We start from the raw sequence: 24,149 nt of genomic DNA on the forward strand, positions 1-24,149 counted from the left end.
TCCCCTGCCCAGCAGCCCAGTCGAAAGGTTCCGCATGGCCCCCCGCACCGCCCGCTTCACCCTCGACCCCGCCTTCGCCGTAGGTGACGTCGACCCCCGGCTCTTCGGCTCCTTCGTCGAACACCTCGGCCGCTGCGTCTACACCGGCATCCACGAACCGGGCCACCCCTCGGCCGACGAGGACGGGCTGCGCACCGATGTGCTCGACCTGATCCGCGAGCTCGGCGTGACCGCCGTGCGCTACCCCGGCGGGAACTTCGTCTCGGGGTACAAGTGGGAGGACTCCGTCGGCCCCGCCGACGAACGGCCGCGCCGCCTCGACCTGGCCTGGCACTCCACCGAGACCAACCGCTTCGGGCTCTCCGAGTACATCGCCTTCCTGCGGAAGATCGGCCCGCGGGCCGAACCGATGATGGCGGTCAACCTCGGCACGCGAGGTGTCGAAGAAGCCCTCGAACTCCAGGAGTACGCCAACCACCCCGCCGGCACCGCCCTGTCCGACCTGCGTGCCGCGCACGGCGACAAGAACCCCTTCGGCATACGCATGTGGTGCCTGGGCAACGAGATGGACGGGCCGTGGCAGACCGGCCACAAGACCGCCGAGGAGTACGGACGCCTGGCCGCCGAGACCGCGCGCGCCATGCGCCAGGCAGACCCGGACGTCGAGCTGGTCGCGTGCGGCAGCTCCGGCCAGTCCATGGAGACCTTCGCCGTGTGGGAGGCCACGGTCCTCGCCGAGACGTATGACCTCGTCGACCACATCTCCCTGCACGCCTACTACGAGGAGACCGACGGCGACCGTGACTCCTTCCTCGCCTCCGCCGTCGACATGGAGTCCTTCATCGAGAACGTCGTCGCCACCTGCGACCACGTGGGCGCCCGCCTGAAGTCCAAGAAGAAGATCAACCTGTCCTTCGACGAGTGGAACGTCTGGTACCAGTCCCGGCCGCACCCCGAGGTGGAGGAGAGCCTGCGCGACTGGCCCGAGGCCCCGCGCCTCCTGGAGGACAACTACACCGTCACCGACGCGGTCGTCGTCGGCTCCCTCCTGATCGCCCTCCTGCGGCACGCCGACCGGGTGGCCGTCGCCTGCCTGGCCCAGTTGGTCAACGTCATCGCGCCGATCCTGACCGAGCCGGGCGGCCCTGCCTGGCGGCAGACCACCTTCTTCCCCTTCGCGCAGGCCTCGCGGCACGGCCGCGGCCAGGTCCTCGACGTACGCGTGGACTCACCCGCGCACGGGACGGCGAAGTTCGGCGAGGTGCCCCTGCTGCACGCGACCGCCGTGCGCGCCGAGGACGGCACCGTCACCGTCTTCGCGGTCAACCGCAGCCAGAGTGAACCGCTACCCATCGAAGTCGCCCTGCATGGCCTTGAGTTGACGGACGTCATCGAGCACAGTGCCCTCGCCGACGCGGACCCGGACGCCCGCAACACCCTTGCCGAGCCGGAGCGCGTCATCCCGCACGGCGTCACCGGTACCGTACTCCAGGACGGTGCGTTGCGCGCCGTCCTGGAGCCGCTGTCATGGAACGTGATCCGGCTGGGCTGACACACCGGCACGTTCAGCGGGCGACGGGCCACCCGGAGCTCCAGTCGAGGAGGTTGACGCCGAGCTTCGGGGTGCCGTTGTCCTGGCCGTCGTAGTAGTGGTAGACGAGCAGGTCGCCGTCGGTGTCCTTCATGATCGACTGGCCGCCGGGGCCGATGTAGCGGCCGTGGCTCTCCTGGACCGGCGTTCCGCCGTTGTTCGTCATGCCGACGCCGTTCTTGTCGACGTACGGCCCGGTGACCTTGGAGGAGCGGCCCACCTTGATCTTGTAGGTGGAGCTGGTGCCCGCACAGCACGTGTCGTACGAGGCGAAGAGGTAGTAGTAGCCGCCCCGTTTGACGATGTAGGGCGCCTCGACGGCCTTGGTGCCGGTGGGGCGCGAGGCGAGCGAGCGCCGGGCCGTGTCACCCGCGTACTGCTTGCCGGTCGAGGGGTCGACCCGGATCATCTTGATGCCGGTCCACCAGGAGCCGAAGGACAGCCACCACTTGCCGTCGTCGTCCACGAAGAGGTTCGGGTCGATGGCGTTGTAGTCGCTGGAGGTGGTCGAGGTGTACACGGCGCCGTAGTCGGTCCAGGAGCCGGGCTCGCCCGTGGCGGAGGCCGCGAGGCCGATGGCCGACTTGTTCGAGCCGAACGACGAGACGGAGTAGTACATCAGGTACTTGCCGCCGTGGTACGAGATGTCGGGCGCCCAGACGTCCCCGGTGGAGTTGTAGCTGTTCCACCAGCTCGGCCGGGTGGGGAAGGCGGAGCCGCTGCGCCCGAAGGCGATCCGGTCGGTGGAGGTGCGCAGCTGCAGGCCGTCGCCGGTCGAGTAGAGCAGGTACTTGCCCGCTGAGGTACGGGCCAGGGTCGGGTCATGTACGACGATGTCGCCGGTGACCCGGCCCGGGTTGGGATAGGCGGTCGCGCTGCTCGGGACGAGGGCCAGCAGGGCGGCGGCGGGCAGCGCGACGAGGGCTCTGCGCCGGAAGGGGCGGGGCATGGGCGACTCCTCGGATTGAACCGGAATCGCTCCCACTGGTGTCGTGGAAGCTAGCAGGAAGTCGCCGCCGAGAACAGAAAGGTTGGCGAGTTTCCCAGAATCCCTGGATTGCCGCTGTCGAATTCATTCGACAACTCCCTTTCGTGTGCGGGCTCTTGACATCGGGCCCGTCCGCCTGAATTTTGGGAGCGCTCCCACTTGTGCACCCACTGGTACGCAAACTGGTGCTCCAACCCAGTTACCCAGCTCCCCGAGCTGAGCTCGCCCCCCATCGAGCCGTCAGGAGACATCCCCGCATGTCCGCATTCCCCCCATCTTCCCGCTCCGGCCCCTCCAGACCTGAAATCAGCCGCCGCAACCTGCTGACCCTCGGTGCCGGGGCAGCGCTCGCCCCCATCATCGTGGCGCTCAACCCCGCAGGTCACAGCGCCTATGCCGCGACTGCTGCCACCGAGTACGAGCAGCGCTTCCTCGACCTCTATGCGAAGATCACCGATTCGGCGAACGGCTATTTCTCGCCGGACGGTATTCCGTACCACTCGGTGGAAACCCTCATTGTCGAAGCCCCCGACCACGGGCACGAGACGACATCCGAGGCATACAGCTATCTGCTCTGGCTGCAGGCCATGTACGGCAAGGTCAGCGGCGACTGGACACGTTTCAACGCGGCCTGGGAAACCATGGAGAAATTCATGATCCCGACCCATGCCGACCAGCCGACGAACAGTTTCTACAATGCGGCGAAACCAGCCACGTACGCCCCCGAACACGATCTGCCGTCCCAGTACCCCGCCCGCCTCGACCCCGCGGTCCAGGCCGGCGCCGACCCGATCGCCGCCGAGCTGAAGAGCGCGTACGGCAGCGACGACATCTACGGCATGCATTGGCTCCAGGACGTCGACGACGTCTACGGCTACGGCAGTGGCGCCGCGGGCCCCGTCCACATCAACACCTTCCAGCGCGGCCCCCAGGAGTCGGTCTGGGAGACCGTCCCGCACCCCACCCGCGACGAGTTCACCCACGGCGGCAAGAACGGCTACCTCGACCTGTTCACCGGCGACTCCACCTACGCCAAGCAGTGGAAGTACACCAACGCCCCCGACGCCGACGCCCGCGCGGTGCAGGCCGCCTACTGGGCGCACGTCTGGGCCTCGGCCCAGGGCAAGCAGTCCGAGGTCGCGGCGACGGTCGCCAAGGCGGCCAAGATGGGCGACTACCTGCGCTACGCCCTGTTCGACAAGTACTTCAAGACCATCGGCGACTGCACCGACCCGTCCGGCTGCGCGCCCGGCAGCGGCAAGAACAGCGCGCACTACCTGCTCTCCTGGTACTACGCCTGGGGCGGAGCCACCGACGCCTCGGCCGGCTGGGCCTGGCGCATCGGATCGAGCCACAGCCACGGCGGCTACCAGAACCCCCTGGCCGCCTTCGCCCTCAGCGCCTACGCACCGCTCGCCCCCAAATCGGCGTCGGGCAAGGCCGACTGGGCCAAGAGCCTGACCCGGCAGATCGAGTTCTACCGCTGGCTGCAGTCCGCCGAGGGCGCCATCGCGGGCGGCGCCACCAACAGCTGGCAGGGCCGCTACGCCGAGCCCCCGGCCGGCACCCCCACCTTCTACGGCATGGCCTACGACGAGAAGCCCGTCTACCACGACCCGCCGTCCAACCAGTGGTTCGGCTTCCAGGCCTGGTCGATGGAGCGCGTCGCCGAGTACCTCCACGAGACCGACGACCCCGCCGCGAAGACCGTCATCGACAAGTGGGTCACGTGGGCCCTCTCCGAGACGAAGATCGCCGCAGACGGCACGTACGCCATCCCCTCGACCCTCAAGTGGTCCGGCCGGCCCGACCCCTGGAACCCCGCAAGCCCGGCCGCCAACACGGGACTTCACGTCTCCGTCGTCGACCGCACCAACGACGTGGGCGTGGCCGCCGCCTACGCCAAGACCCTCATCTACTACGCGGCGGCCACCGGGCACACCGAAGCCGCCAGGACGGCCAAGGCACTCCTCGACGGCATGTGGCAGCACCACCAGGACCCCCTCGGCATCGCCGTGCCCGAGACTCGCGCCGACTACGACCGGTTCGACGACGCGGTGTACGTCCCGGACGGCTGGACCGGCACCATGCCGAACGGCGACCCCGTCAACTCCGGCTCCGACTTCACCTCCATCCGCTCCTTCTACCGCGACGACCCCGACTGGCCGAAGGTCCAGGCCTACCTCGCCGGGGGAGCGGCACCCCGGTTCACGTACCACCGCTTCTGGGCGCAGGCCGACATCGCGCTCGCCATGGGCGCGTACGCGGAGCTCCTCGAACCGGGGCTGGGGTCGCGGTGACCGCCCGCAGGAGTCGCGCCGGCAAACTGCTCGGCGCCCTCGGCCTGATCCCGGGGCTGCTGCTCGTGGCCGCCCCCTCGTCCGGGGCGGATGACGCCAAGGAGAAGGCGACAGCGGCGTACACCTGGAAGAACGTCCGCATCGACGGCGGCGGTTTCGTCCCCGGCATCGTCTTCAACCGGACCGAGAAGAACCTCGCCTACGCGCGCACCGACATCGGCGGCGCCTACCGCTGGCAGGAGTCGTCCCAGTCCTGGAAGCCGCTGCTCGACTCGGTGGGCTGGGACGACTGGGGCCACACCGGGGTCGTCAGCATCGCGTCCGACACCGTCGCACCGGACAAGGTGTACGCCGCCGTAGGGACGTACACCAACGACTGGGACCCCGGGAAGGGCGCCGTCATGCGCTCGGCCGACCGGGGCAGGACCTGGAAGAAGGCCGACCTGCCCTTCAAGCTCGGCGGCAACATGCCCGGCCGCGGCATGGGCGAACGCCTCGCCGTCGACCCGCACGACAACCGTGTGCTGTACCTCGGGGCGCCCAGCGGCAACGGCCTGTGGCGCTCCACCGACTCCGGCGTCACCTGGTCGAAGGTGACCGCGTTCCCCAACCCCGGCAACTACCGGCAGGATCCGGGGGATTCGACCGGCTACGCCTCCGACAACCAGGGCATCGCCTGGGTCACCTTCGACGAGTCCACGGGGGCTTCCGGCTCACGCACCAGGACCCTTTACGTGGGCGTCGCCGACCAGGACAACGCTGTCTACCGCTCGACGGACGCGGGCGCCACCTGGTCCCGGCTCGGGGGCCAGCCCACCGGGCTCCTCGCCCACAAGGGCGTGCTCGACGCGGAGAACGGCTACCTCTACCTCGCCTACAGCGACAAGGGCGGCCCCTACGACGGCGGCAAGGGGCAGGTGTGGCGGTACGCGACCCGCACCGGTGAGTGGAAGAACATCAGTCCCGCCACCGACGCCGACACGTACTACGGCTTCAGCGGACTGAGCGTCGACCGGCAGCATCCGGGCACCGTCATGGTCACCGGGTACAGCTCCTGGTTCCCCGACACACAGATCTTCCGCTCCACCGACAGCGGCGCGAACTGGACCGGCGCCTGGAGCTACGGCGCCTATCCCGAGCGCACCAACCGCTACACCATGGACGTCTCGTCCGCGCCCTGGCTGTCGTGGGGCGCGAACCCGTCGCCGCCCGAACAGGCCCCGAAGCTGGGCTGGATGACGGAGGCCCTGGAGATCGACCCCTTCGACTCCGACCGGATGATGTACGGCACCGGGGCCACCGTCTACGGCACCAGGAACCTCCGGCAGTGGGACGGCGGCGGCAAGTTCACCATCACCCCGATGGTGAAGGGCCTGGAGGAGACGGCCGTCAACGACCTCGCCGCACCGGCCTCCGGGGCGCCGCTGCTCAGCGCGCTCGGCGACATCGATGGCTTCCGGCACACGGACGTCACCAAGGTGCCGCCCCTGATGTACACCGGGCCCAACTTCACCACCACGACCAGCCTCGACCACGCCGAGTCGGATCCGGACACGGTGGTGCGGGTCGGTCAGCTCGACAGCGGGCCGCGCATCGCGTTCTCCGCGGACAACGGCGCCAACTGGGCTGCGGGCAAGGAGCCTTCGGGGGTCTCGGGCGGCGGCACCGTCGCCGCGTCCGCCGACGGCAGCCGCTTCGTGTGGAGCCCGGACGGCACGGGCGTGCACACCAGCGGTGACCGGGGCACGTCGTGGACGGCGTCCATCGGTATCCCGCCGGGCGCGATCGTCGAGTCCGACCGTGCCGACCCCAAGACGTTCTACGGCTTCAAGTCCGGGACGTTCTACGTCAGCACGGACGGCGGGGCGACCTTCACCGCGAAGGCATCAAGTGGTCTCCCGGCGGAGGGTGCGGTGCGCTTCAAGGCCGTCCCGGGGGAGGCGGGCGACATCTGGCTCGCGGGCGGCAAGGCGGGCGGGACGTACGGCCTGTGGCACTCGACCGACTCCGGCGCGAGCTTCACCCGCGTCCAGGGCGTCGAGGAGGCCGACTCGATCGGCTTCGGCAAGGCCGCGCCGGGCTCAGGGCACCAGACGCTCTTCACCAGCGCGAAGGTCGGCGGGGTGCGCGGCATCTTCCGCTCCACCGACGCCGGCGAGCACTGGGTGCGCGTCAACGACGACACCCACCAGTGGGGCTGGACCGGCGCGGCCATCACCGGCGACCCCCGGATCTACGGGCGGGTGTACGTGTCCACGAACGGCCGTGGCATCGTTTACGGGGACACGGCCAAGACCGCCGGGCGGGGATAGCGCACCTCAACTCAACTGGACAGCCAGGCCAGTCGAAGCGCTTCGACACATCTATGGACAGCGTACGGGTGTCGTTCTAAGGTCAGGACGGCCCCCCGTCGAAGCGCTTCGCCGCCGCCTCACGACCTGTCCGAGCCCGTCTAGGAGAGCTGAATGGTCACCCTCGCCGAGGTAGCCCACCACGCCGGAGTCTCGGCCAGCACGGTGAGTTATGTGCTCAGCGGCAAGCGGTCCATCTCCTCCTCCACCAAGGACCGCGTCGAACGGTCCATCAGGGAGCTCGGCTACCACCCGAACGCCGGCGCCCGCGCGCTGGCCAGCAGCCGGTCCAACATCATCGCCCTGATGGTGCCACTGCGCACCGACATGTACGTGCCGGTGATGATGGAGATCGCCATCGCCGTCGCCACCACCGCGCGCACCCACGGGTACGACGTGCTGCTCCTGACCGGCGAGGAGGGCCCCGAGGCGGTCCGCCGCATCGAGGGCAGCGCACTCGCCGACGCGATGATCCTGATGGACGTGGAGCTGGACGACGAGCGTCTCCCGCTGATCCGCGAGACCGACCGGCCCGCGGTCCTCATCGGCCTCCCCGCCGACCCCGCGGGCCTGACCTGCGTGGACCTCGACTTCGTGGCGACCGGCGCCCAGTGCGTGGAGCACCTCTCCGGGCTCGGCCACCGGGAGATCGCCGTGATCGGCGAGGCGCCCGCGGTGTACGAGCGGCACACCGGCTTCGCGGAACGCACCCTGGACGGGCTGCGCACGCGGGCACAGGAGCTCGGCGTCCGGGTGCTGCACCGCCCCTGTGAGGGAACGTACGACGCGCTTGCCGCGACCCTGGCGCGGATCTCCGACGAACGCCCGGGGACCACGGGGTTCGTCGTCCAGAACGAGTCGGCGGTGGAACCACTCCTGAGCCTCCTGCGTCAGCAGGGCCGCGCCATACCGGAAGACGTCTCCGTCATCGCCGTCTGCCCCGACCAGGTCGCCACCCAGGCCTCGGTCCGGCTCACCTCCGTCGCCATCCCCGCCCAGGAGATGGGCCGACAGGCAGTGGAACGCGTCGTCGCCAAGCTGCGGGGGCAGAGCGCGGCCGAAGTCACCCTGATCGCACCGGAGTTGACGGTGCGAGCCAGCACGGGCCCTGCCCCCGGGTATTCAGGTGCCCCCTCAGGGAGTTGACACCACCGGGCGTGGTGCTTTTGCCATGCCGGAGCCGATGAAGAAGCTCGGGTGCGGGGGCTGGTTGTAGGCCGTATTCTGCCAGGCCAGTGCCGTGCGGTACTGGATGTCGTGGAGCAGCGTGGTGATCTTCGTGCTCGTCTCGTGCGGGGTGGAGTAGATCCGCAGCGCCTTGTTGTCCGCGGTGCGCCACACGACTTCCTCGCGCCAGTCGCCGAGGATGTCGCCCGAGAGCGCCGGGGTCGCCTTCGTGCCGTTGTTGGACGCGACGGACGCCCCGGTCAGGAGCCGGGTCTCGCCGCCCGTCCCGTACTTGTCGATGCGGGTGCCGTCGAGGAGTTCGCGGGTGGTGTCGCCGTCCCACCAGTTCACGAAGTTGACGCTGGAGGGCTCGCGGCCGACCGACGCCCCGGACGGCGAGCGCAGGGTGCTGTCGGCCGCCGACCAGGACTCGGCGCCCGCCGAACCGGCATAGATGTCGGCGGACACGCCCCGGCCGTTGTCGGAGCCGGACGCCGTGGTCCACAGGCGCTGCCCGGTGCGGGCTTCGGCCAGCCAGGAGCCCGGCTTGGAGCTGTCCTCGGAGACCTTGAAGTACTCCAGGCCCGCGCGGGAGGGATCGAGGTCACCGACGTGCCCGGCATCGCCGTGCCCGAGCTTGGTCGTCCACAGGCCGCTGCCGTTGTCGTCGACGGTCATCGCGCCGTAGACGATCTCGTCCTTGCCGTCGGCGTCGACGTCCGCGACCGACAGGCTGTGGTTGCCCTGGCCGTCGTACCCCTTGCCGGCGTTCGTCGAGGAGTTGGTGTCGAAGGTCCAGCGCCGGGTGAATGCCCCGTTCCGCCAGTCCCAGGCGGCGATGACCGACCGGGTGTAATAGCCGCGCGCCATGATCAGGGACGGCCTGCTGCCGTCGAGGTACGCGGTCCCGGCGAGGAAGCGGTCCACGCGGTTGCCGTAACTGTCGCCCCAGCCCGCGACGCTGCCGCGCGCGGGGACGTAGTCCACCGTGTCGAGCGCGGCGCCGGAGCGGCCGTCGAACATCGTCAGGTACTCGGGTCCGGTGAGGACGTAGCCGCCGGAGTTGCGGTGGTCGGCGGAGGAACTGCCGATCACCTTGCCCGCGCCGTCCTTCGTGCCGTCCGCCGTCTTCGTGGCGACCTCGGCCCTGCCGTCCCCGTCGTAGTCGTACACCTGGAACTGCGTGTAGTGCGCGCCCGAGCGGATGTTCCTGCCCAGGTCGATCCGCCACAGCCGGGTGCCGTCCAGCCTGATGCCGTCGATGACCGTGTTGCCGGTGTAGCCGGACTGGGAGTTGTCCTTGGCGTTGGTGGGCTGCCACTTCAGTACGAAGTCCAGGGCGCCGTCCCCGTCGAGATCGCCCACGGACGCGTCGTTCGCCTCGTACGTGTACGCCACGCCGTCCGGGGTCGTGCCCCCGGCGGGCGGTGTGATCGGCACGTCCTTGTATCCGGCGCGGAACTGCACCGCGTGCACGGAGTCGCCCTGCTCGGTGCCGTCGACCACCGCGCGCACCGTGTAGTCGGCGCTGTTGGGCGCGCCCGCGTGGAAGTAGTTCGTCGAGCCGGTGACCGGGGAGGAGTTGACCTTCGTACCCCCTCGGTAGACGTTGAAGGCCACGTCGTCGTCATCGGTCCCGAGCCAGCGCCAGCTGACCAGGTTCCCGGCGTCGGTGTGCACGCTGACCACGCCCCGGTCCAGCGCCTCGGCCTGGCGGGTGGTCGCCGCCGACGAGGTGGACGAGAGGGCGATTAGCCCACCGGCGCCGAGGGCGCCCGCGACGACGGCGGTGAGCAGAACCCGGCCGCGGGCCCGCCGTGCTCTTCGGCGCCTGGGGCGGAGGCGGTCGCCGTACGGGTTCTCGGCCATGGGGTGTTCCTGGGCCATGGGGTGCTCCTGCGGGGAGATTGCGGGGAGAGGGACAGTGCCTCGCCTGAGTCGCCGCGGGGAGCGCGGAAGGTTGCCGCCCGGTCAGGTGCAGTTACCGGCCCGCCGGTGGGCGGGTCCCGGCCGACGAGGCTGCCGCGCCGGGTGGACGACAAACGCCGCCTACCGCGCAGGTTTACCCGGCTGGCGCGCTCGGTGGACGGCCACACCAAACCACCGCACGACGCGCGCCGAGCCCTCGGACCCCTAGCTTCTGTGGTGACCGCACAGCCCGAAATACAGGGGAAAACCCGAAGTACAGGGGGAAACAGCATGCGAACCATGCAGAAGGCGGCGCTCGGAGCAACCGCGGCGCTGGCCGCACTCTCCGGCGCCTTTGTGCCATCCGCCAGTGCCGCACCGGCACCGGCACCGGCAGCCTCAGCCGACCCGACGGCCACCGTGGTCAGGTCCGCGACCGCTGACGCGTCGGCCCAGGCATGTGCCCACCCCATCAAGCGCTGGGGCCACTGGGGCTGCATGAAGGGCTCGAACACCGGCCTCGACGTCGACTGGGACGGCAACGGCTCCAGGGACGAAACCTTCGTGATCGGCACGAATCGCGGGATCTACCACATCTGGGCCAACGCGGGCGGCTGGAAGGAAATGCCCGGCGGAGGACGGGCGGACCGGATGTGGGGCGTCGGAAAGGGCCCCGGCTACCGCTGCGTCGGCGTGTGGGCCGGCAACACCGTGTACGCCAACGTGTTCCACCACGGCAAGTGGCACAACTGGGAGCGAGGCACCTGCTGACACCGGCTCAGGCGACGCCCCCACCCCGCGGGGTGGGGGCGTCGTTGGATCCGATCGCATGCCGTTTGGCTCAGATACGCCTGGGATTCCGGACGTTGTTCGATCTCTCGTACAGACGTTGCTATGCTCGCGCATCGCGTTGCGGCGGCACGGGGGCCACCCGGCGCGCGGGAAGAGCCGCGCGCGAGCACAGAAAGAGGTCACCCGTGGGGACAGCCGTCGACGACGCAGCCGCCGCGGAGTTCCATGACTTCTTCGAGCGGCACTACAACGAACTCGCCCGCCTCGCGCACATGCTGACCGGCGAGAAGGACGCCGCGGACGATCTGGCGGCGGACGCCCTGGTCGCGCTCTGGAACCGCTGGGACCGGGTCAGGGCCGCCGACCACCCGGGCGCGTACGCCCGTGGAGTCGTCGCCAACATGGCGCGCAGCCGCATCCGCAGTGCCGTCCGCGAACGCCGCCGCGTGGCGCTGTTCTGGGGGCAGCGCCCGGAGGGGGTCGACGACCCCGACGTACCGGCGGTCGTCGACGTCCAGGAGGCGTTGCGTACGCTGCCGTTCCGTAAGCGGGCCTGTGTGGTCCTGCGGCACGCCTTCGACCTGTCGGAGAAGGACACCGCGCTCACCCTCGGCATATCGGTCGGTACGGTGAAGAGCCAGACGTCCAAGGGAATGGCGGAGCTGCAACGGCTCCTCGGTGACCGGGCAGCGTCGCAACTCGTGGGAGGGAGGCAGTGATGGACGACGTACGCAAGCAGCTGCGCGATGCCGCGGCCGAGCACCGCCCTGACAGGGAACGGATGCTGGCCCGCGTAGAGCGCGGCATGGAGCGTGACGCCGTCGAACCCGGTGCCTCGTCCCGCGGCAGGCTGCCGCGGCCCGCCCCCTGGCTGCGGATCGCGGGCGCGACGGCCGCCGTGGCCGGAGTCTTCGCGCTCGGCGGCTATGCCGTCGCCTCCGCCGTCCAGGGCGAGGACCCGCCGCCCCGCACCGTGGGCACCCCGGCCGCCCCCGATTCCCCGTCCGGTCCGAGCCCATCCGCCTCCGCACCGGACGACGGGAAGGCCGGGCCCAGCTCGCCCGCCGAGCCCGCGCACCCGTCGGGCAAGGCCACGAAGGGCACGCCGGACAAGGGAAAGGGCAAGGGCGAGGGGCAGGACACCAGCCGGCCGCCGAAGGAGTCCGACCTCCCGCCCGATACGCGGCGCGTGGCCCCGGACGCCAAGAGTGTCGAGGACGGCTACCTCTGGAGCGACGGCTCCATCGAGCCGCAGAGCAACGACTTCTGGGCGCAGAGCACCCTCACGTTCAAGACGGGCGAACCGCTCACCGCGCTCACCGTCGAACTGCGTGTCGCGCAGACCGGCGGAGTCACCGACACGGGCAACTGGCGCTCCCTGCCCGCCGACGACTTCACCGTCTCCGTACGGAAGTCGGGCGGTGAGCTGGTCTACCGCTGGACGCTGAAGGCGGGCCGCACCGTTCCCGCGGGTGAGCACGTCTTCGCGGGCCAGTACAACCACGCGGAGGGCGGCAGGGACGCGGGCGAGGACACCTACGCGGCGGAGGCCACCGCATCGGGCCAGCAGGCTCAAAAGGCCGCGGTACGGGGCAACTTCGCCCGCACCTCTTAGGGCGCGGGAGGAATTCCTCGCGGGGCGGCAACCTTCCGCACGCGGGCGGAGACCAGCAGACGCAAGGTCATCCCCCCAGCGAAAGAGCGGTCCCCATGACCACGCAACGAGCCGAACTGCGCAAGAGCCGCAAGCGCCGCCTCACCCGCCGCCGCGCCGTGGGCGCGGCGGGCGGCGCGCTCCTGCTGACCGGTGCCACCCTCGGCGCCAACGCGCTGCTCTCCCCGGCGGGCGCGGCGACCACGGCCGCATCTTGGCCGACCCCCACCGGCGACAAGCCCGTCACGAAGACCATCGAGGTGTCCGGCACCTACGACGGCGGACTCCAGCGCTTCTACGGCAGCGGAGACCTCGGCGGCGACGGCCAGGAAGAAGGCCAGGACCCGATCTTCAAGCTGAAGGACGGCGCCGTACTGAAGAACGTCGTGCTGGGCAAGCCGGCCGCCGACGGCGTGCACTGCTCGGGCAGCTGCACCATCCAGAACGTGTGGTGGGAGGACGTCGGCGAGGACGCGGCCACCTTCAAGGGCACATCCAGCAGCTCGACGTACACCGTCACCGGTGGCGGTGCGAAGAAGGCCGACGACAAGGTCCTGCAGTTCAACGGCGCGGGCAAGCTGAACATCAGCGGGTTCCAGGTCTCGGACTTCGGCAAGCTGGTGCGCTCCTGCGGCAACTGCTCCAAGCAGTACAAGCGCACGATCACCATCAACGACGTGGACGTGACCGCGCCCGGCAAGTCCCTGGTCGGCATCAACACCAACTACGGCGACACGGCGACCCTCAGCAAGATCCGCATCCACGGCGACTCCAGCAAGAAGATCAAGCCCTGTATCCGCTACACCGGCAACAGTTCGGGCGACGAGCCCGACGAGACGGGCAGTGGCCCTGACGGGACGTACTGCAAGTACAGCGCGTCGGACATCAGTTACCAGTAGGGCCGTCGTGCCGGGCCACCGGTGACCGCCCGTTTTCGGTCATCGGTGGCCCGCCGCTGTCACGCCGGCCGTCACGCCGATTTCTGGAACCTCTCCCTGGCACCGGCGGTGGGTGATTGAGTCGGGGCTCACTGATCGCGTGTTCAGGAGGGTCCGCTTGCTTCGGCTTCATCTGACGGCCGCCACGCTGCTCAGGGTGTCCGCGGAGGGAGCCGCGACCGCCCTGGTGCTCACCGTCCAGGCGCGTACCGGAGACGCGGCGAGCGCCGGATTCGTACAGGCCGCCATGTTGCTCCCGTATGTGCTGAGCGGGCCGGTCATCGGGCATGCGCTGGACCGGACCGGCCGGCCGCGCCGTCTCGTGACCGCGCTGGCCTGCGGATACGCCGTCGCGACCGCGCTGCTCATGGTGTCGGCGGGGCGCGCGCCGCTGGTGCTCGTGCTGATGGTCGCCGCCGTGATCGGTTGCGTCGAACCGGTCGTGGTGGCGCTCACCAGTCTGCTGCCGAGGTTCGTGCCTCCCGAACGCCTCTCGCGGGCATACGGCCTCGAGGCGTCGAGTTACACCGTCGCGGCTGTCGCCGGGCCGGGCCTCGCCGCGATGGTCGCCGCCTTCGCGGGCGGCGGGCACACCGGGATCGTGACCGTGGCCGCAGCCGTGCTCGGCCTTCTCCTTCTTCCCTTGTTGCGGATTCCGCCCCCGGAGGCCCGGCCGGAGCGGACGCGGGCGGGTGTCGGGCAGGTCGTGGCGGGCGGGCTCTCGGTCCTGGGGACCAACCGGGTCCTTCGGGCCCTGACCGCGTCGACGATATTCGCCTGGTTCGGGTTCGGCGGGTTCGCGGTGGCGGCGGTGCTGCTCGGCCAGGACATCGGGGCGGGCGCGGGGGCAGGCGGACAACTGCTGGCCTGCTTCGCCCTGGGTTCCCTCATCGGGGCCCTCGCCTCGTCGCGGTGGCTGACGCCCGGACGGTGCGAACGGGTCGTGGTGGCCGGGCTGTTGGGGTTCGGTGCGGCCCTCGCCGCGTTGGCGCTGGTGCCGTCGCTGCCCTGGGCGTGGGCCGTCTGCGTGGCGGCGGGCGTGGCCGAGGGGCCGCTGTTCGCCGCCACGCTGATGCTCCGCCAGCGCGAGTCGCCGCCGGACCGGCTCGGCCAGGTCAACACCACCGGCGGCAGCCTGAAGATCGGCGCGTCGGCGGGCGGCGCGGCCCTGACCGGGGTGTTCGCGGGCCGGCTCGGCGCGGACGGGCTGATGCTGGGCATCGCCGCGTTCCAGTTCGCCGCAGCGGCCCTGTGGCTGTGGCTCCGGAGGGTGCCCGGCCGCTGAACCAGGGTGGGACCAGGGCAGCCACGGCCGCCCTGGTCCAGGCACTCAGCGGCGCTTGCCCGCCCCCGCGTGGCGCGCGAGCATTCCCGGCAGCGTGCGCGGGTCGTCCACCCGCGTCCGGAGACCCGGTGTCCAGCCCGCACCCGACGTGAGGGTCTCCTCCGGCATCTCCGCGTTGTGGACGGCGATGAGATCGACCCGCTTGCCGTTGACGTAGTTGGCGTCGGCGGTGACCGGCGCCTCCTTCCACTTCTTCAGGATCTTCGCGGCACTGACCCCGGCCGGCAGCGTGAACGCGTTCTTCTGGGCGACGAGTTGAGACTCCTGGCCGATGCCGAACGAGTACTGATAGCCGCCCACGGGAACCACGTAGTGATTGTTGTACGCGTCGACCTGGCCGAAGCGTACGCGCGGTGCCCGCTCGACGATGTCCCGGAAGACGTTGTGGTGCAGGGTGACCCGCAGCCTGCCCCGGTCGGTGCCGCCCGCGCTGTCACTGTTTCCGATCATCAGGGTCTTGTCGTGGTCGGCGAAGACGTTCCAGGACGCGGTGACCAGATCCGCGCCGCGCACGACGTCCAGCTCGCCGTCGTGCTGCTGGTACACCTCGCCGTAGTACGACGGCAGCGAACTGTCGGGGTGCTCGCCGTCGGTGAACGTGTTGTGGTCGACCCACACATGCGTCGAGCCGTACACGACCATGCTGTCGTACTCCGAGTTCCAGGCCCCGGTGGCACCGTCCGTCGGGTCCCACTGCGGGAAGCAGTCCAGCGGACTCTCCAGGGTGAGGTTGCGGACCACTACGTTGTCCACGCCCTGGATCTGCAGGCTGCCGCCCACGATCCCCGCGTCCTTGCCGACGCCCACGATGGTGGTGTCGCCCGGGACCTTCACCTTGATCGCCGCGCCCTGCCGGGCCGCCGATGCCGCCCTAAGGTCCTCCTGCGCTCCGGAGACAGGTGTGTCGCGTCCCCACACGGCGGGGTCGTAGTCGGCGAGGTACCGGTCGAAGTCGTAGCCGTCGGCCTCGAACGCGCCGCAGCCCTCGGCCGTCGCGTTCAGCGTGCCCTTGACCTTGATGATCCGGGGAGCGTCGCCGCTGTCCGCGAGCGCGGCCCGCAGCTCCTCCCAGGTGGTGACCGTGTAGGTGTGCGCGGCATCGGCTCCGGCACCGCCGGTGGTCCCGCCGTCCAGCGAGGCCCATCCGTCGCGGGGCGGCAGCACGTCAGGCGAGCCACCCCCGGTGGCGGACGCGGACGACGTGCCCGTGACGGCCACGACCAGGGCGGTGCACCCCGCGAGTGCGGCGAGAGATCTTCGTACGGTCATGCGCGTGGTCCTCGTGGTCCTCATCGTCACGGTCCTTCCGGCCAGGTGATCCAGGATTCGGGTATCGCGTCGCCGAGCCGCCGCACGTCACGCGGGGCCAGCACCCGGCGGCGCAGCAGCTCCGCCGCCACCAGACGGGCCACGGCGATCGCCCCCGGCGGGTTGAAGTGCGTGTTGTCCTGCTCGGCGGCGGTCCAGTTGAAGTACGCCTTCGTCTCCTCGACGCCGAGCTTCTGCCACAGGGCGAGCGACAGGGCCTGCACGTCGAGCAGCGGCACCCTCTCGGCGGCGGCGAGCGCGCGCATCGCCGCCGGGTACTCGCCGTGGGTGGGCAGCGCGGTGCCGCCCGTGCCGAACTTCCGGCGCTCCACGGCGGTCACGAGCACCGGCCGCGCGCCACGGGAGCGAGCCCCGTCGACGTACCGCATCAGGTAGTCCTGGTACGTCGACTAGGGCTCGGTGTAGCGCGCCGGGTCGGCGCTCTTCTCGTCGTTGTGCGCGAACTGGACGAGGAGAAGGTCGCCGGGGCCGATCGCCTCCAGGATCACGGCGAGGCGGCCCTCGTCGAAGAAGCTCTTCGAACTCCGGCCGTTCATGGCGTGGTTGGCGACCTTCAGGCGGCGGTCGTGGAGGAAGAAGGGGAGAGCCATGCCCCAGCCGGTCTCGGGCGCCGCGTCCGCGTACTTCTGCGCGGCGGTGGAGTCACCGGCGATGTAGAGGGTGCCGGCGGGAGTGGATCCCGCCGGGCGGGCGAGGGCGGCCGGGGCCGCGGCCACCGCGAGCGGAAGGCTCGCGAGAGCCGCGACCGCACGGCGTCGCCCGACGCCGTGCGTGGGGCGCGCCGTCACTTGTTCTGTTCGTTCCACTCGGCCTGAGCCTTGTTGAGCTGCTCGGCGAGGGTGTCGAGGAAGTCCTTCGCGGACATCTTGCCGAGCAGGACCTTCTGGTAGTTCGGCTCGTTGTCGGCCTTGCTGATGGTGTTCCAGTCGGGCAGGTAGTACGGCAGCTGCACGATCTTCAGGGAGCCGTCGTTGAGCGCGGCGGCGGCCAGCTTCGTGGGCTCGGCCTCGTTCACCCAGGCGTCCTTGGAGGCCGCGGTGTTGGCGGGGATGGCGCCCGCGGACTTGTTCCACTTGCTGTTGGACTCGTGCGAGGCGGCGAACTCGATGAACTTCCAGGCCGCCGCCTTCTTCTTGCTCGACTTGAACAGGCCGAGGCCGTCGACCGGGTTGGAGACCTGGACGCGGATGCCCGCGTCGGTCGTCGGGTTGGGCAGGCCGCGGAACTTGTCCTCGCCGAGCGCCTTCACATGGTCCGTGTAGGAACCGAGGTTGTGGCTGAGCATGCCGATCTGGCCCGTGTCCCACTGGGCGTTCATCTTCTTGAAGTCGTTGTTGACGTCGGCCTCGGGGGTGTTCTTCTTGTACAGCGCGACGTACTTCTTCAATGCCGCCACGTTCTTCGGGTCGTTGACGGTGGTCTCATCGCCGTCCCAGAACGACCCGATGCCGGACTGGCCGTAGGCCGCGTCGAGCGCCTGCGCGATGGAACCCTCGCCGCCGCGAATGGTGTACCCGAACTTGTTGTCGCCCTTGGCGGTGAGCTTGTCGGCCGCCTTGTAGAACTTGCCCCAGGTGGTGGGGGCGTCCAGGCCCGCGGCCTCGAACAGGTCGGTGCGGTAGTACAGCACGCCGTTGCTCGCCGACGTCGGCACCGTGAAGAGCCGGTTGCCGCCACCCGCCGCCCGGACGCTGTCGATCATGCCCGGATTCAGCTTGCCCTCCAGGGAGCTGCCGCTCAGCCGGTCGTCCAGCGGCTCCAGGGCGTTCTGCGCGGAGATCCCGGCGAGCATCGCGGCGCCGACGCCGCCGACGTCCGGCAGGCCGCCGCCCTGGATGGCCGTGTCGTACTTCGACTGGACGCTCTCCGCGGGGATCGGGACGTACTTGACGTGGATGTCCGGGTTCTTCGCCTCGAAGTCCTTGATGATCTCCTTCCATACGTCGGTGCGGACACCGCCGTTGTTGTCCCAGAAGGTGATCTCACCCTTTCCGGAACCCTCCTTGCCCTTGTCCCCGCCGGCTCCACTGCCGTCGTCGCCGCAGGCGGTGGCGGTCAGCGCGAACGCGGCGGTGAAGGCGACGGCGGCCACCGCGCGACGGCTTCTGCTTCTGCTTCTGTCTCCGCTGCTGTTTCCACGGATGATGATGTTCATCGTCGGCTCTCTTCGTCGGATGTAGGGGTCGTACGAGGTTTTTTGGGGTCGGGCGGGACTGCCTCAGCCGGTGGTGGTGATCCGGAAGTGCGTGAACAACGCCGTCCCGGCCCCGTCCCGCCCCGCCGGGGCCGTGGCGAACAGGCCGAGGAGCGAGCCCACCCAGCGCCACGGCGTCGCGGCGAAGACCTGGCCCGAGGGGCGGAAGCCGTCGCCGGTGTCGGCCGAGAAGCGGCAGCGGGCGCCGTTTGTGACGTCGATCCGCAGCCGTGCGGTGCCGTCGGGGGCGGGCCGCGGCCGCGCGGCATCGCGTTCGCGTTCGGCGACCGGCTCCGCGAACCGGTGGACGAGGCGTACCGTCCCGTCGTCGCCGCGTTCGAGGCCGATCCAGCCGAAGGCGTCGCCGAGCACGGCGAGCCCGGCCCTGGCGTCGGCCGCGGTGCTGTCCAGCCGCAGGCCGACCTCGACGGTGCAGGGCGCGAGCGGTATCCGCTGGGTCAGGACGTGCGGCAGGCGGCGCAGGTCGTGGGCGTCCGCGGACCGGACGCAGGTCAGCCGCAGACCGTCGGCCGCGTGCGAAGTCGCCCAGCCTTCAAGGGGGTTGGCGGACCACTGCCACTGGCGGCCGTGGCGCCCGCCGGGGAAGTCGTCGTCGGTGGCGGGCGCGGAAGCGGGCTGCGGAGGCAGGCTCGGCTTCTTGTGTATGTCGACGGGGGCGCCGTCGTCCCCGATCACCGGCCAGCCGTCCGTGCCCCAGTACATCGGCTGGAGGTGGACGACCCGGCCGTACGCGCCGCGCTGCTGGAAGTGCAGGAACCAGTCCTCGCCGGACGGGGTGCGCACCCAGCCGCCTTGGTGCGGGCCATTGACGCCGGTGCCGCCCTGCTCCAGGACGACTCGCTCCTCGTAGGGGCCGTGGAAGGTCCGCGAACGGAAGGCGCCCTGCCAGCCCGTCTCCACCCCGCCCGCGGGAGCGAGGATCCAGAACCAGCCGTCGTGGCGGTACAGCTTGGGCCCCTCCAGCGTGAACCAGCCGGGGAGCTGGTCGGCGTCCACCAACACCCGCCCCTCGTCGAGCAGTTCGCGCCCGTCCGGGCTCATGCGGTGGCCCGTGAGCCGGTTCTTGACGCCGGAGCGCGACTTGGCCCAGGCGTGCACGAGATACGCCTCGCCGCGCTCCTCGTCCCACAGCGGGCAGGCGTCGATGAGCCCCTTGCCCGCCTTGACGAGGTGCGGGGCGCTCCAAGGGCCCCGGATGTCGGGGGAGCTGACCTGGAAGACGCCGTGGTCGGGGTCGCCCCAGAAGATCCAGAACCGTTCGTCGTGGTGCCGGATCGACGGCGCCCACACCCCGCAGTCGTGCCGCGGCGAGGCGAACGACTCCGCGGGCTCCAGGCGCTCAAGGGCATGCCCGACGAGGGTCCAGTTCACCAGGTCGCGGGAGTGCAGCAGTGGCAGGCCGGGCGCGCGTCCGAAGCTGGACGCGGTGAGGTAGAAGTCGTCGCCGACCCGGACGACGTCGGGATCGGACCAGTCGGCGGCGAGGACGGGATTGCGGTAGGTCCCGTCACCGAGGTCACCGGTGCGGACGACTGGGGGCGCGTTCACGCGGTCACCGCCTTGCGGACGAGCCCCGCGGCCTCGGACCGGCTCGGGCGGCCGTCGGAGACGACGGTGATGACACGGCGTACGACGGTCTCGCCGGGGCCGATCGGCAGGCGCCGCGCGTGCGCGAGCGAGGAGCCGACGCCCGGATACTCGGCGGTTCGCACGAACCACGGGTCGCGTCGCGTCTCTGCCGTCGCCCCGGCGAAGACGAGCGTCCAGCCCTGGCCCACGAGGGCCAGCCAGTCGGCGGTGGTGCCGTGCACCGCCGCCTCTCCCTCGGCGTCCGCGGTGAACACCTCGGGGGCCAGCGTCTCCTTGGGGGCACGCCAGAAGAAGCCCCCGTAGGCGGCGCCGGGGCGGCCGTTGGTGGCGGGACTGCCGATCGAGATCTCCGAGGAGGCCGGGTTGGTGAGGGAGAACGTGAAGTCGAGGGCCCAGGCGGACGTGGTCAGGGGCGTGACGGCGACGGTGCGGCGCTCGCGCAGCAGCTCGCACTCCCCGTCGAGCCAGCTGATCTCCTCGACGAAGCCGTCGGGGTCGCGGAGCTTGAACTCCAGGTGGCGCTGTTCACCGTGGTTGTCGAGCTCGGTCGGCCCCTGGTCGCGTACGTAGGTGCGCCCGCCCCAGAAGTTGCGGCCCGCCGCGTCGGGCACGGCGATGCCCACGCCGAGGTGGTGCGGGTGGTCGGCCGGACCGTACTCGGTGACGGCCAGGCCGCCGAAAGTGCGGACGGGGTGGAGGTAGGGGCGGGGCGCGAGCCGCCGTCCTGCCGAGGGGTGGATGACGTAGCGGCATACGGGGCGGCCCGAGCAGCGCAGCATGAGCGCGGTGTCGGTCGCGGTTCTGTTCATGGCGTTCTCACCTCGGTGGGGTCTCGGGGACGGGGGAGTGAGAGGCGGAGGGTGCGGGGGCGCGAGGGGCCCGCGGGCCGGCGGACCGTGCGTCGGGCGGCGGGTCGGGCAGCGCCCAGAACGTGCCGAGCTCCGCGTAGCCGCACAGCGTGTCGGCGCTCGCCGCGACGAGCCCGTCGATGCCGTGCACGACCCGGCGCCGCACGCCTTCGTGCTCGCCGGGCACGGCACGCCAGGCCTCGACCGGCAGCGGGAGCGGATCGGGCGCCCGGCGGACCGCCTCGACGACCTTCATGAAGGCACCCGTCGACGCCGGCGGAACAAGCAGCTCGGCGTGGCCCGTGAGATGGCCGACGAGGTTCTCGAGGAGGTCCGTCCGCCCGTGAAGGACCTCCTCGGGCCCGTGCCCGGAGCGCTGCACGAGCACCCGGTCCTGCTTGTACCAGAACGTGATGCGGCCCTGGGTGCCGTGGACGACGACGTACGGCTCGTCGGGACGTTCGGCGCAGAGGGTCGCCGCGACACCGACGCGGCCACCGCGCTCGGTGGTGATCCCCACGAAGGAGGTGTCGTCGGACTCGATGTCGTTGGCGCGGAACAGCTCCGTGTCCACCCGCGTGACATCCTCGCCCCGCCGGGACCCGTCCACCGCCAGGGCGGTGGCGACCGCGTGGGCGAGGGGGTTGGTCAGGACCCCGTCCACGACGTCCACGCCGTCCAGGCGGCGTCTGCCCGCCCAGGCCGCCCGCCGGTAGTACGCCTCGTCACGCGCCCAGGCGCCCGCCGCGCCGACGCCCATCGGCTCCCCGACGGCCCCCTCGGCGACCAGGGCACGGATGGCGGGAAGGGCATGCGACCCGAGCGACTGGAATCCGATCTGGCAGGCCACACCCCCGGCGGTCACCGCGTCGGTGATCCGCAGGAACTCGGCGTACGAAGGGGCGGGAGGCTTCTCCAGGAGCAGGTGCACGCCCCGCGCGGCGGCGGCCACGGCCAGGTCCGCGTGGCTGGGGATGGGCGTGCAGACGACGGCGACGGCGGCTCCGGTGGCATCGAGCAGACCGGCGAAGTCCGCGGACTGCGCGGGTTCGCCGAGCCCGTCGAGTTCGGCGCCGGTCAGCGGCGTCAGCTCACAGACCCCCACGAGGCGTACGAGACCGGCCTGTTGGAGGCGCCGGATGTTTTGCAGATGCCATCTGCCGTGCCCGCGCGCACCGGCCAGGACCAGCGGCAGCGGGGTGCCGGGCGCCGCGGGCTGCCCCGGTCCGGGGCTCATCCTTTCACCGCCCCGGCGCTGAACCCCGTGACCAGCCACTTCTGGATGAACGCGAAGACGATCACGACGGGCAGGGCGGCGATGACGCCGCCCGCGGCGAGTGCGCCCAGGTCGACGCTGTCGGCGCCCATCAGGGTGGCGAGGCCGACCGGGATCGTCTGCTTGTCCTGGTTGGAGAGGAACATCAGGGCGAACAGGAAGTGGTTCCAGCTGTGCACGAAGGCGAAGGAGCCGACCGCGATCAGACCGGGCCGCAGGAGAGGCAGGACGACGGCGCAGAAAGCGCGGAAGCGTCCGCAGCCGTCCACCCAGGCGGCCTCCTCCAGGGAGTACGGCACGTTCTTGATGAACCCGCTGATCAGGATCATCGAGAGCGGCAGCTGGAAGACGGCCTCGGCGATGATGACGCTGCCGAGCGAGTTGATCATCTGGAGGTTGGCGAAGATCTGGAAGAGCGGCACCAGCATCAGCGCGCCCGGGATGAACTGCGAGCACAGCAGCGCCAGCATGAAACCGCGCTTGATCTTGAAGTCGAAGCGGGCGAGGGCGTAACCGCCGGCGAGGGCGACGAGCGTCGTCATCAGCATCGAAAGGACGCCGACGATGAGGCTGTTCTGGAAGAAGAGCGCGAAGCTCCGCTCGGTCCACACCTTGTCGAAGTGTTCGAAGGTGATGGGCCAGGGGAGCAGCGAGGTGGAGCCCGCAGGGCGGATCGCGAAGAGCAGCATCCAGTAGAACGGGATGAGCGTGAAGAGGAGGTAGAGGCCGAGCGGGAGGTATATCTGCCAGCGGGGGGCCTCGTCCCAGGGGCGCCGCTTGGGTGTGCGCGGGCCGCCCGCGCGGGGCTCGGCGGGTGCGGTGGTGTCCGCCATGGCGGCTTCCCTGTCCAGGTGCTGTGTGGCGCTCACTTGTCCTGACCCCCGAACTTGCTCAGCCGCAGATAGACCATCGAGCAGAAGAGGAGGATCACGAACGCGATGGAGGTCAGCGCGGACGCGTACCCGAAGTCGTGCGAGTCGACGGCGATGGACGCGATGCGCAGCGGCAGGGTCGTCGTCTCGCCCGCGGGTCCGCCACCGGTGAGGGTGTAGAGCAGGTCGACGTTGTTGAACTCCCAGACCGCGCGAAGGAGCGTGGAGAGAATGATCGCGTCCTTCAGGTGCGGCAGCGTGATGTGGAAGAACTGCCGGAAGCGGCTAGCGCCGTCCACCTCCGCCGCCTCGTACAGGTCCTTCGAGACGGACTGCAGGTCGGCGAGGATGAGGATCGCGAAGAAGGGGACACCGCGCCAGAGTTCGGCGATGACGACGGCTGGGAAGACGGTGCCGGTGTCCGAAAGCCAGGACGTTCCGTACGAGCCGATGCCCATGTCCGCGAGGTAACGGGTGATGCCCGTCTGCGAGTTGAAGATCAGCAGCCAGATCGTCGAGGTGAGCACGCCGGACACGGCCCACGGCGAGAAGACCAGGGCGCGGGCCATCGCACGGCCGATGAAGGTCTGGTTGACGATCAGTGCGAGGCCGAGGCCCAGGAGCAGCTGCAGGACGACCTCGACGACCACCCACTGGAGGCTGAAGCCGAGCGTCTGCCAGAACTGCGGGTCCTCGGTGAACGCGGTGACGAAGTTGTCGAGGCCCGCGAAGCCGTCGCGCCAGGGCTTGGTGGGGTTGTAGTGGCGCAGGCTGTAGTAGAAGACGCTGATGACCGGATAGGCGATGAAGCCCACCATCAGGAGTCCGGCCGGCGCGATCAGCAGATACGGGAGGCGGCGCGGGGTCGCTCCCGTTCGGCGCCGGTGCGCACCCGGCATGCGGCGCCGGGGCGGTGGCTGCGGTGGCGCTTTCGCCACGGCTGAGGCCATGTCTGCTTCTCCGTTCTCATGGGCGGCACACAGTC

17 protein-coding genes and 2 pseudogenes are annotated in these 24,149 nt (G+C 70.4%); 9 read left to right on the forward strand and 10 right to left on the reverse strand.

Annotated features, from left to right (window positions below; all coding sequences use genetic code 11):
* The first annotated feature begins 34 nt into the window (after positions 1–34).
* The gene (locus OG302_RS36835) at positions 35–1,552 is read left to right on the forward strand and encodes an alpha-N-arabinofuranosidase (RefSeq protein WP_371530749.1); all 1,518 of its coding nucleotides are present in this window, start codon (positions 35–37) and stop codon (positions 1,550–1,552) included.
* A 13-nt stretch (positions 1,553–1,565) separates the two neighbouring features.
* On the opposite strand, the gene OG302_RS36840 is transcribed toward OG302_RS36835, so the two are convergent.
* A complete protein-coding gene (locus OG302_RS36840) occupies positions 1,566–2,540 on the reverse strand; it encodes an arabinan endo-1,5-alpha-L-arabinosidase (RefSeq protein WP_371530750.1) in 975 nt (324 codons plus the stop codon).
* A gap of 455 nt (positions 2,541–2,995) precedes the next feature.
* On the opposite strand from OG302_RS36840, the pseudogene OG302_RS36845 reads away from it, so the two are divergent.
* From OG302_RS36845 to OG302_RS36855, 3 genes and pseudogenes are all read left to right on the forward strand, one after another.
* Positions 2,996–4,879: pseudogene (locus OG302_RS36845) on the forward strand (glycoside hydrolase family 48 protein); the annotation flags it as partial.
* Positions 4,876–7,191, forward strand: coding sequence for a xyloglucanase (locus OG302_RS36850; RefSeq protein ID WP_371530751.1), 2,316 nt, complete (start codon positions 4,876–4,878; stop codon positions 7,189–7,191). The pseudogene OG302_RS36845 and the gene OG302_RS36850, both read left to right, overlap by 4 nt.
* 153 nt (positions 7,192–7,344) lie before the next feature.
* Complete coding sequence (locus OG302_RS36855; RefSeq protein WP_371530752.1) at positions 7,345–8,376, forward strand: LacI family DNA-binding transcriptional regulator; 1,032 nt, start codon at positions 7,345–7,347, stop codon at positions 8,374–8,376.
* Here OG302_RS36855 and OG302_RS36860 read toward each other — a convergent pair.
* On the reverse strand, positions 8,365–10,266 hold the full coding sequence (locus OG302_RS36860) for a rhamnogalacturonan lyase (RefSeq protein ID WP_371750344.1): 1,902 nt from the start codon (positions 10,264–10,266) through the stop codon (positions 8,365–8,367). The two genes, OG302_RS36855 and OG302_RS36860, sit on opposite strands and share 12 nt — an antisense overlap.
* Positions 10,267–10,596: 330 nt before the next feature.
* Between OG302_RS36860 and OG302_RS36865 the strand changes: the two genes are divergently transcribed.
* From OG302_RS36865 to OG302_RS36885, 5 genes are all read left to right on the forward strand, one after another.
* Entirely contained in the window at positions 10,597–11,076 is a 480-nt protein-coding gene (locus tag OG302_RS36865) for a hypothetical protein (protein ID WP_371530753.1), read from the forward strand.
* Positions 11,077–11,282: 206 nt separating this feature from the next.
* Positions 11,283–11,816: a SigE family RNA polymerase sigma factor gene (locus tag OG302_RS36870; RefSeq protein WP_371530754.1), complete on the forward strand. Its 534-nt coding sequence runs from the start codon at positions 11,283–11,285 to the stop codon at positions 11,814–11,816.
* A complete protein-coding gene (locus tag OG302_RS36875; protein WP_371530755.1) occupies positions 11,816–12,712 on the forward strand; it encodes a hypothetical protein in 897 nt (298 codons plus the stop codon). The genes OG302_RS36870 and OG302_RS36875 overlap by 1 nt, the downstream gene beginning before the upstream one ends.
* Positions 12,713–12,807: 95 nt before the next feature.
* A complete protein-coding gene (locus OG302_RS36880) occupies positions 12,808–13,650 on the forward strand; it encodes a pectate lyase (protein ID WP_371530756.1) in 843 nt (280 codons plus the stop codon).
* Between the two features lie 157 nt (positions 13,651–13,807).
* Positions 13,808–14,974, forward strand: coding sequence for an MFS transporter (locus OG302_RS36885; RefSeq protein WP_371530757.1), 1,167 nt, complete (start codon positions 13,808–13,810; stop codon positions 14,972–14,974).
* A gap of 45 nt (positions 14,975–15,019) precedes the next feature.
* Here the strand turns inward: OG302_RS36885 and OG302_RS36890 are convergent, their stop codons facing one another.
* From OG302_RS36890 to OG302_RS36925, 8 genes and pseudogenes are all read right to left on the reverse strand, one after another.
* Entirely contained in the window at positions 15,020–16,303 is a 1,284-nt protein-coding gene (locus tag OG302_RS36890; protein ID WP_371530758.1) for a polysaccharide lyase family 1 protein, read from the reverse strand.
* Positions 16,304–16,329: 26 nt separating this feature from the next.
* Positions 16,330–17,151: pseudogene (locus tag OG302_RS36895) on the reverse strand (rhamnogalacturonan acetylesterase).
* On the reverse strand, positions 17,148–18,518 hold the full coding sequence (locus tag OG302_RS36900; protein WP_371530759.1) for a sugar ABC transporter substrate-binding protein: 1,371 nt from the start codon (positions 18,516–18,518) through the stop codon (positions 17,148–17,150). Before OG302_RS36900 ends, OG302_RS36895 begins: the two are co-directional and overlap by 4 nt.
* Positions 18,519–18,581: 63 nt before the next feature.
* The gene (locus OG302_RS36905) at positions 18,582–20,126 is read right to left on the reverse strand and encodes a family 43 glycosylhydrolase (RefSeq protein WP_371530760.1); all 1,545 of its coding nucleotides are present in this window, start codon (positions 20,124–20,126) and stop codon (positions 18,582–18,584) included.
* A complete protein-coding gene (locus OG302_RS36910; protein ID WP_371530761.1) occupies positions 20,123–20,977 on the reverse strand; it encodes a PmoA family protein in 855 nt (284 codons plus the stop codon). Before OG302_RS36910 ends, OG302_RS36905 begins: the two co-directional genes overlap by 4 nt.
* Before the next feature lie 7 nt (positions 20,978–20,984).
* Positions 20,985–22,253, reverse strand: a complete 1,269-nt coding sequence (locus OG302_RS36915) for a Gfo/Idh/MocA family protein (protein WP_371530762.1) — start codon at positions 22,251–22,253, stop codon at positions 20,985–20,987.
* Complete coding sequence (locus OG302_RS36920; protein ID WP_371750345.1) at positions 22,250–23,125, reverse strand: carbohydrate ABC transporter permease; 876 nt, start codon at positions 23,123–23,125, stop codon at positions 22,250–22,252. Before OG302_RS36920 ends, OG302_RS36915 begins: the two co-directional genes overlap by 4 nt.
* A 32-nt stretch (positions 23,126–23,157) precedes the next feature.
* Complete coding sequence (locus OG302_RS36925) at positions 23,158–24,114, reverse strand: carbohydrate ABC transporter permease (protein WP_371530763.1); 957 nt, start codon at positions 24,112–24,114, stop codon at positions 23,158–23,160.
* Between the last annotated feature and the right edge of the window lie 35 nt (positions 24,115–24,149).

The sequence above is a fragment of the Streptomyces sp. NBC_01283 genome (genome assembly GCF_041435335.1).
GTDB lineage: Bacteria > Actinomycetota > Actinomycetes > Streptomycetales > Streptomycetaceae > Streptomyces.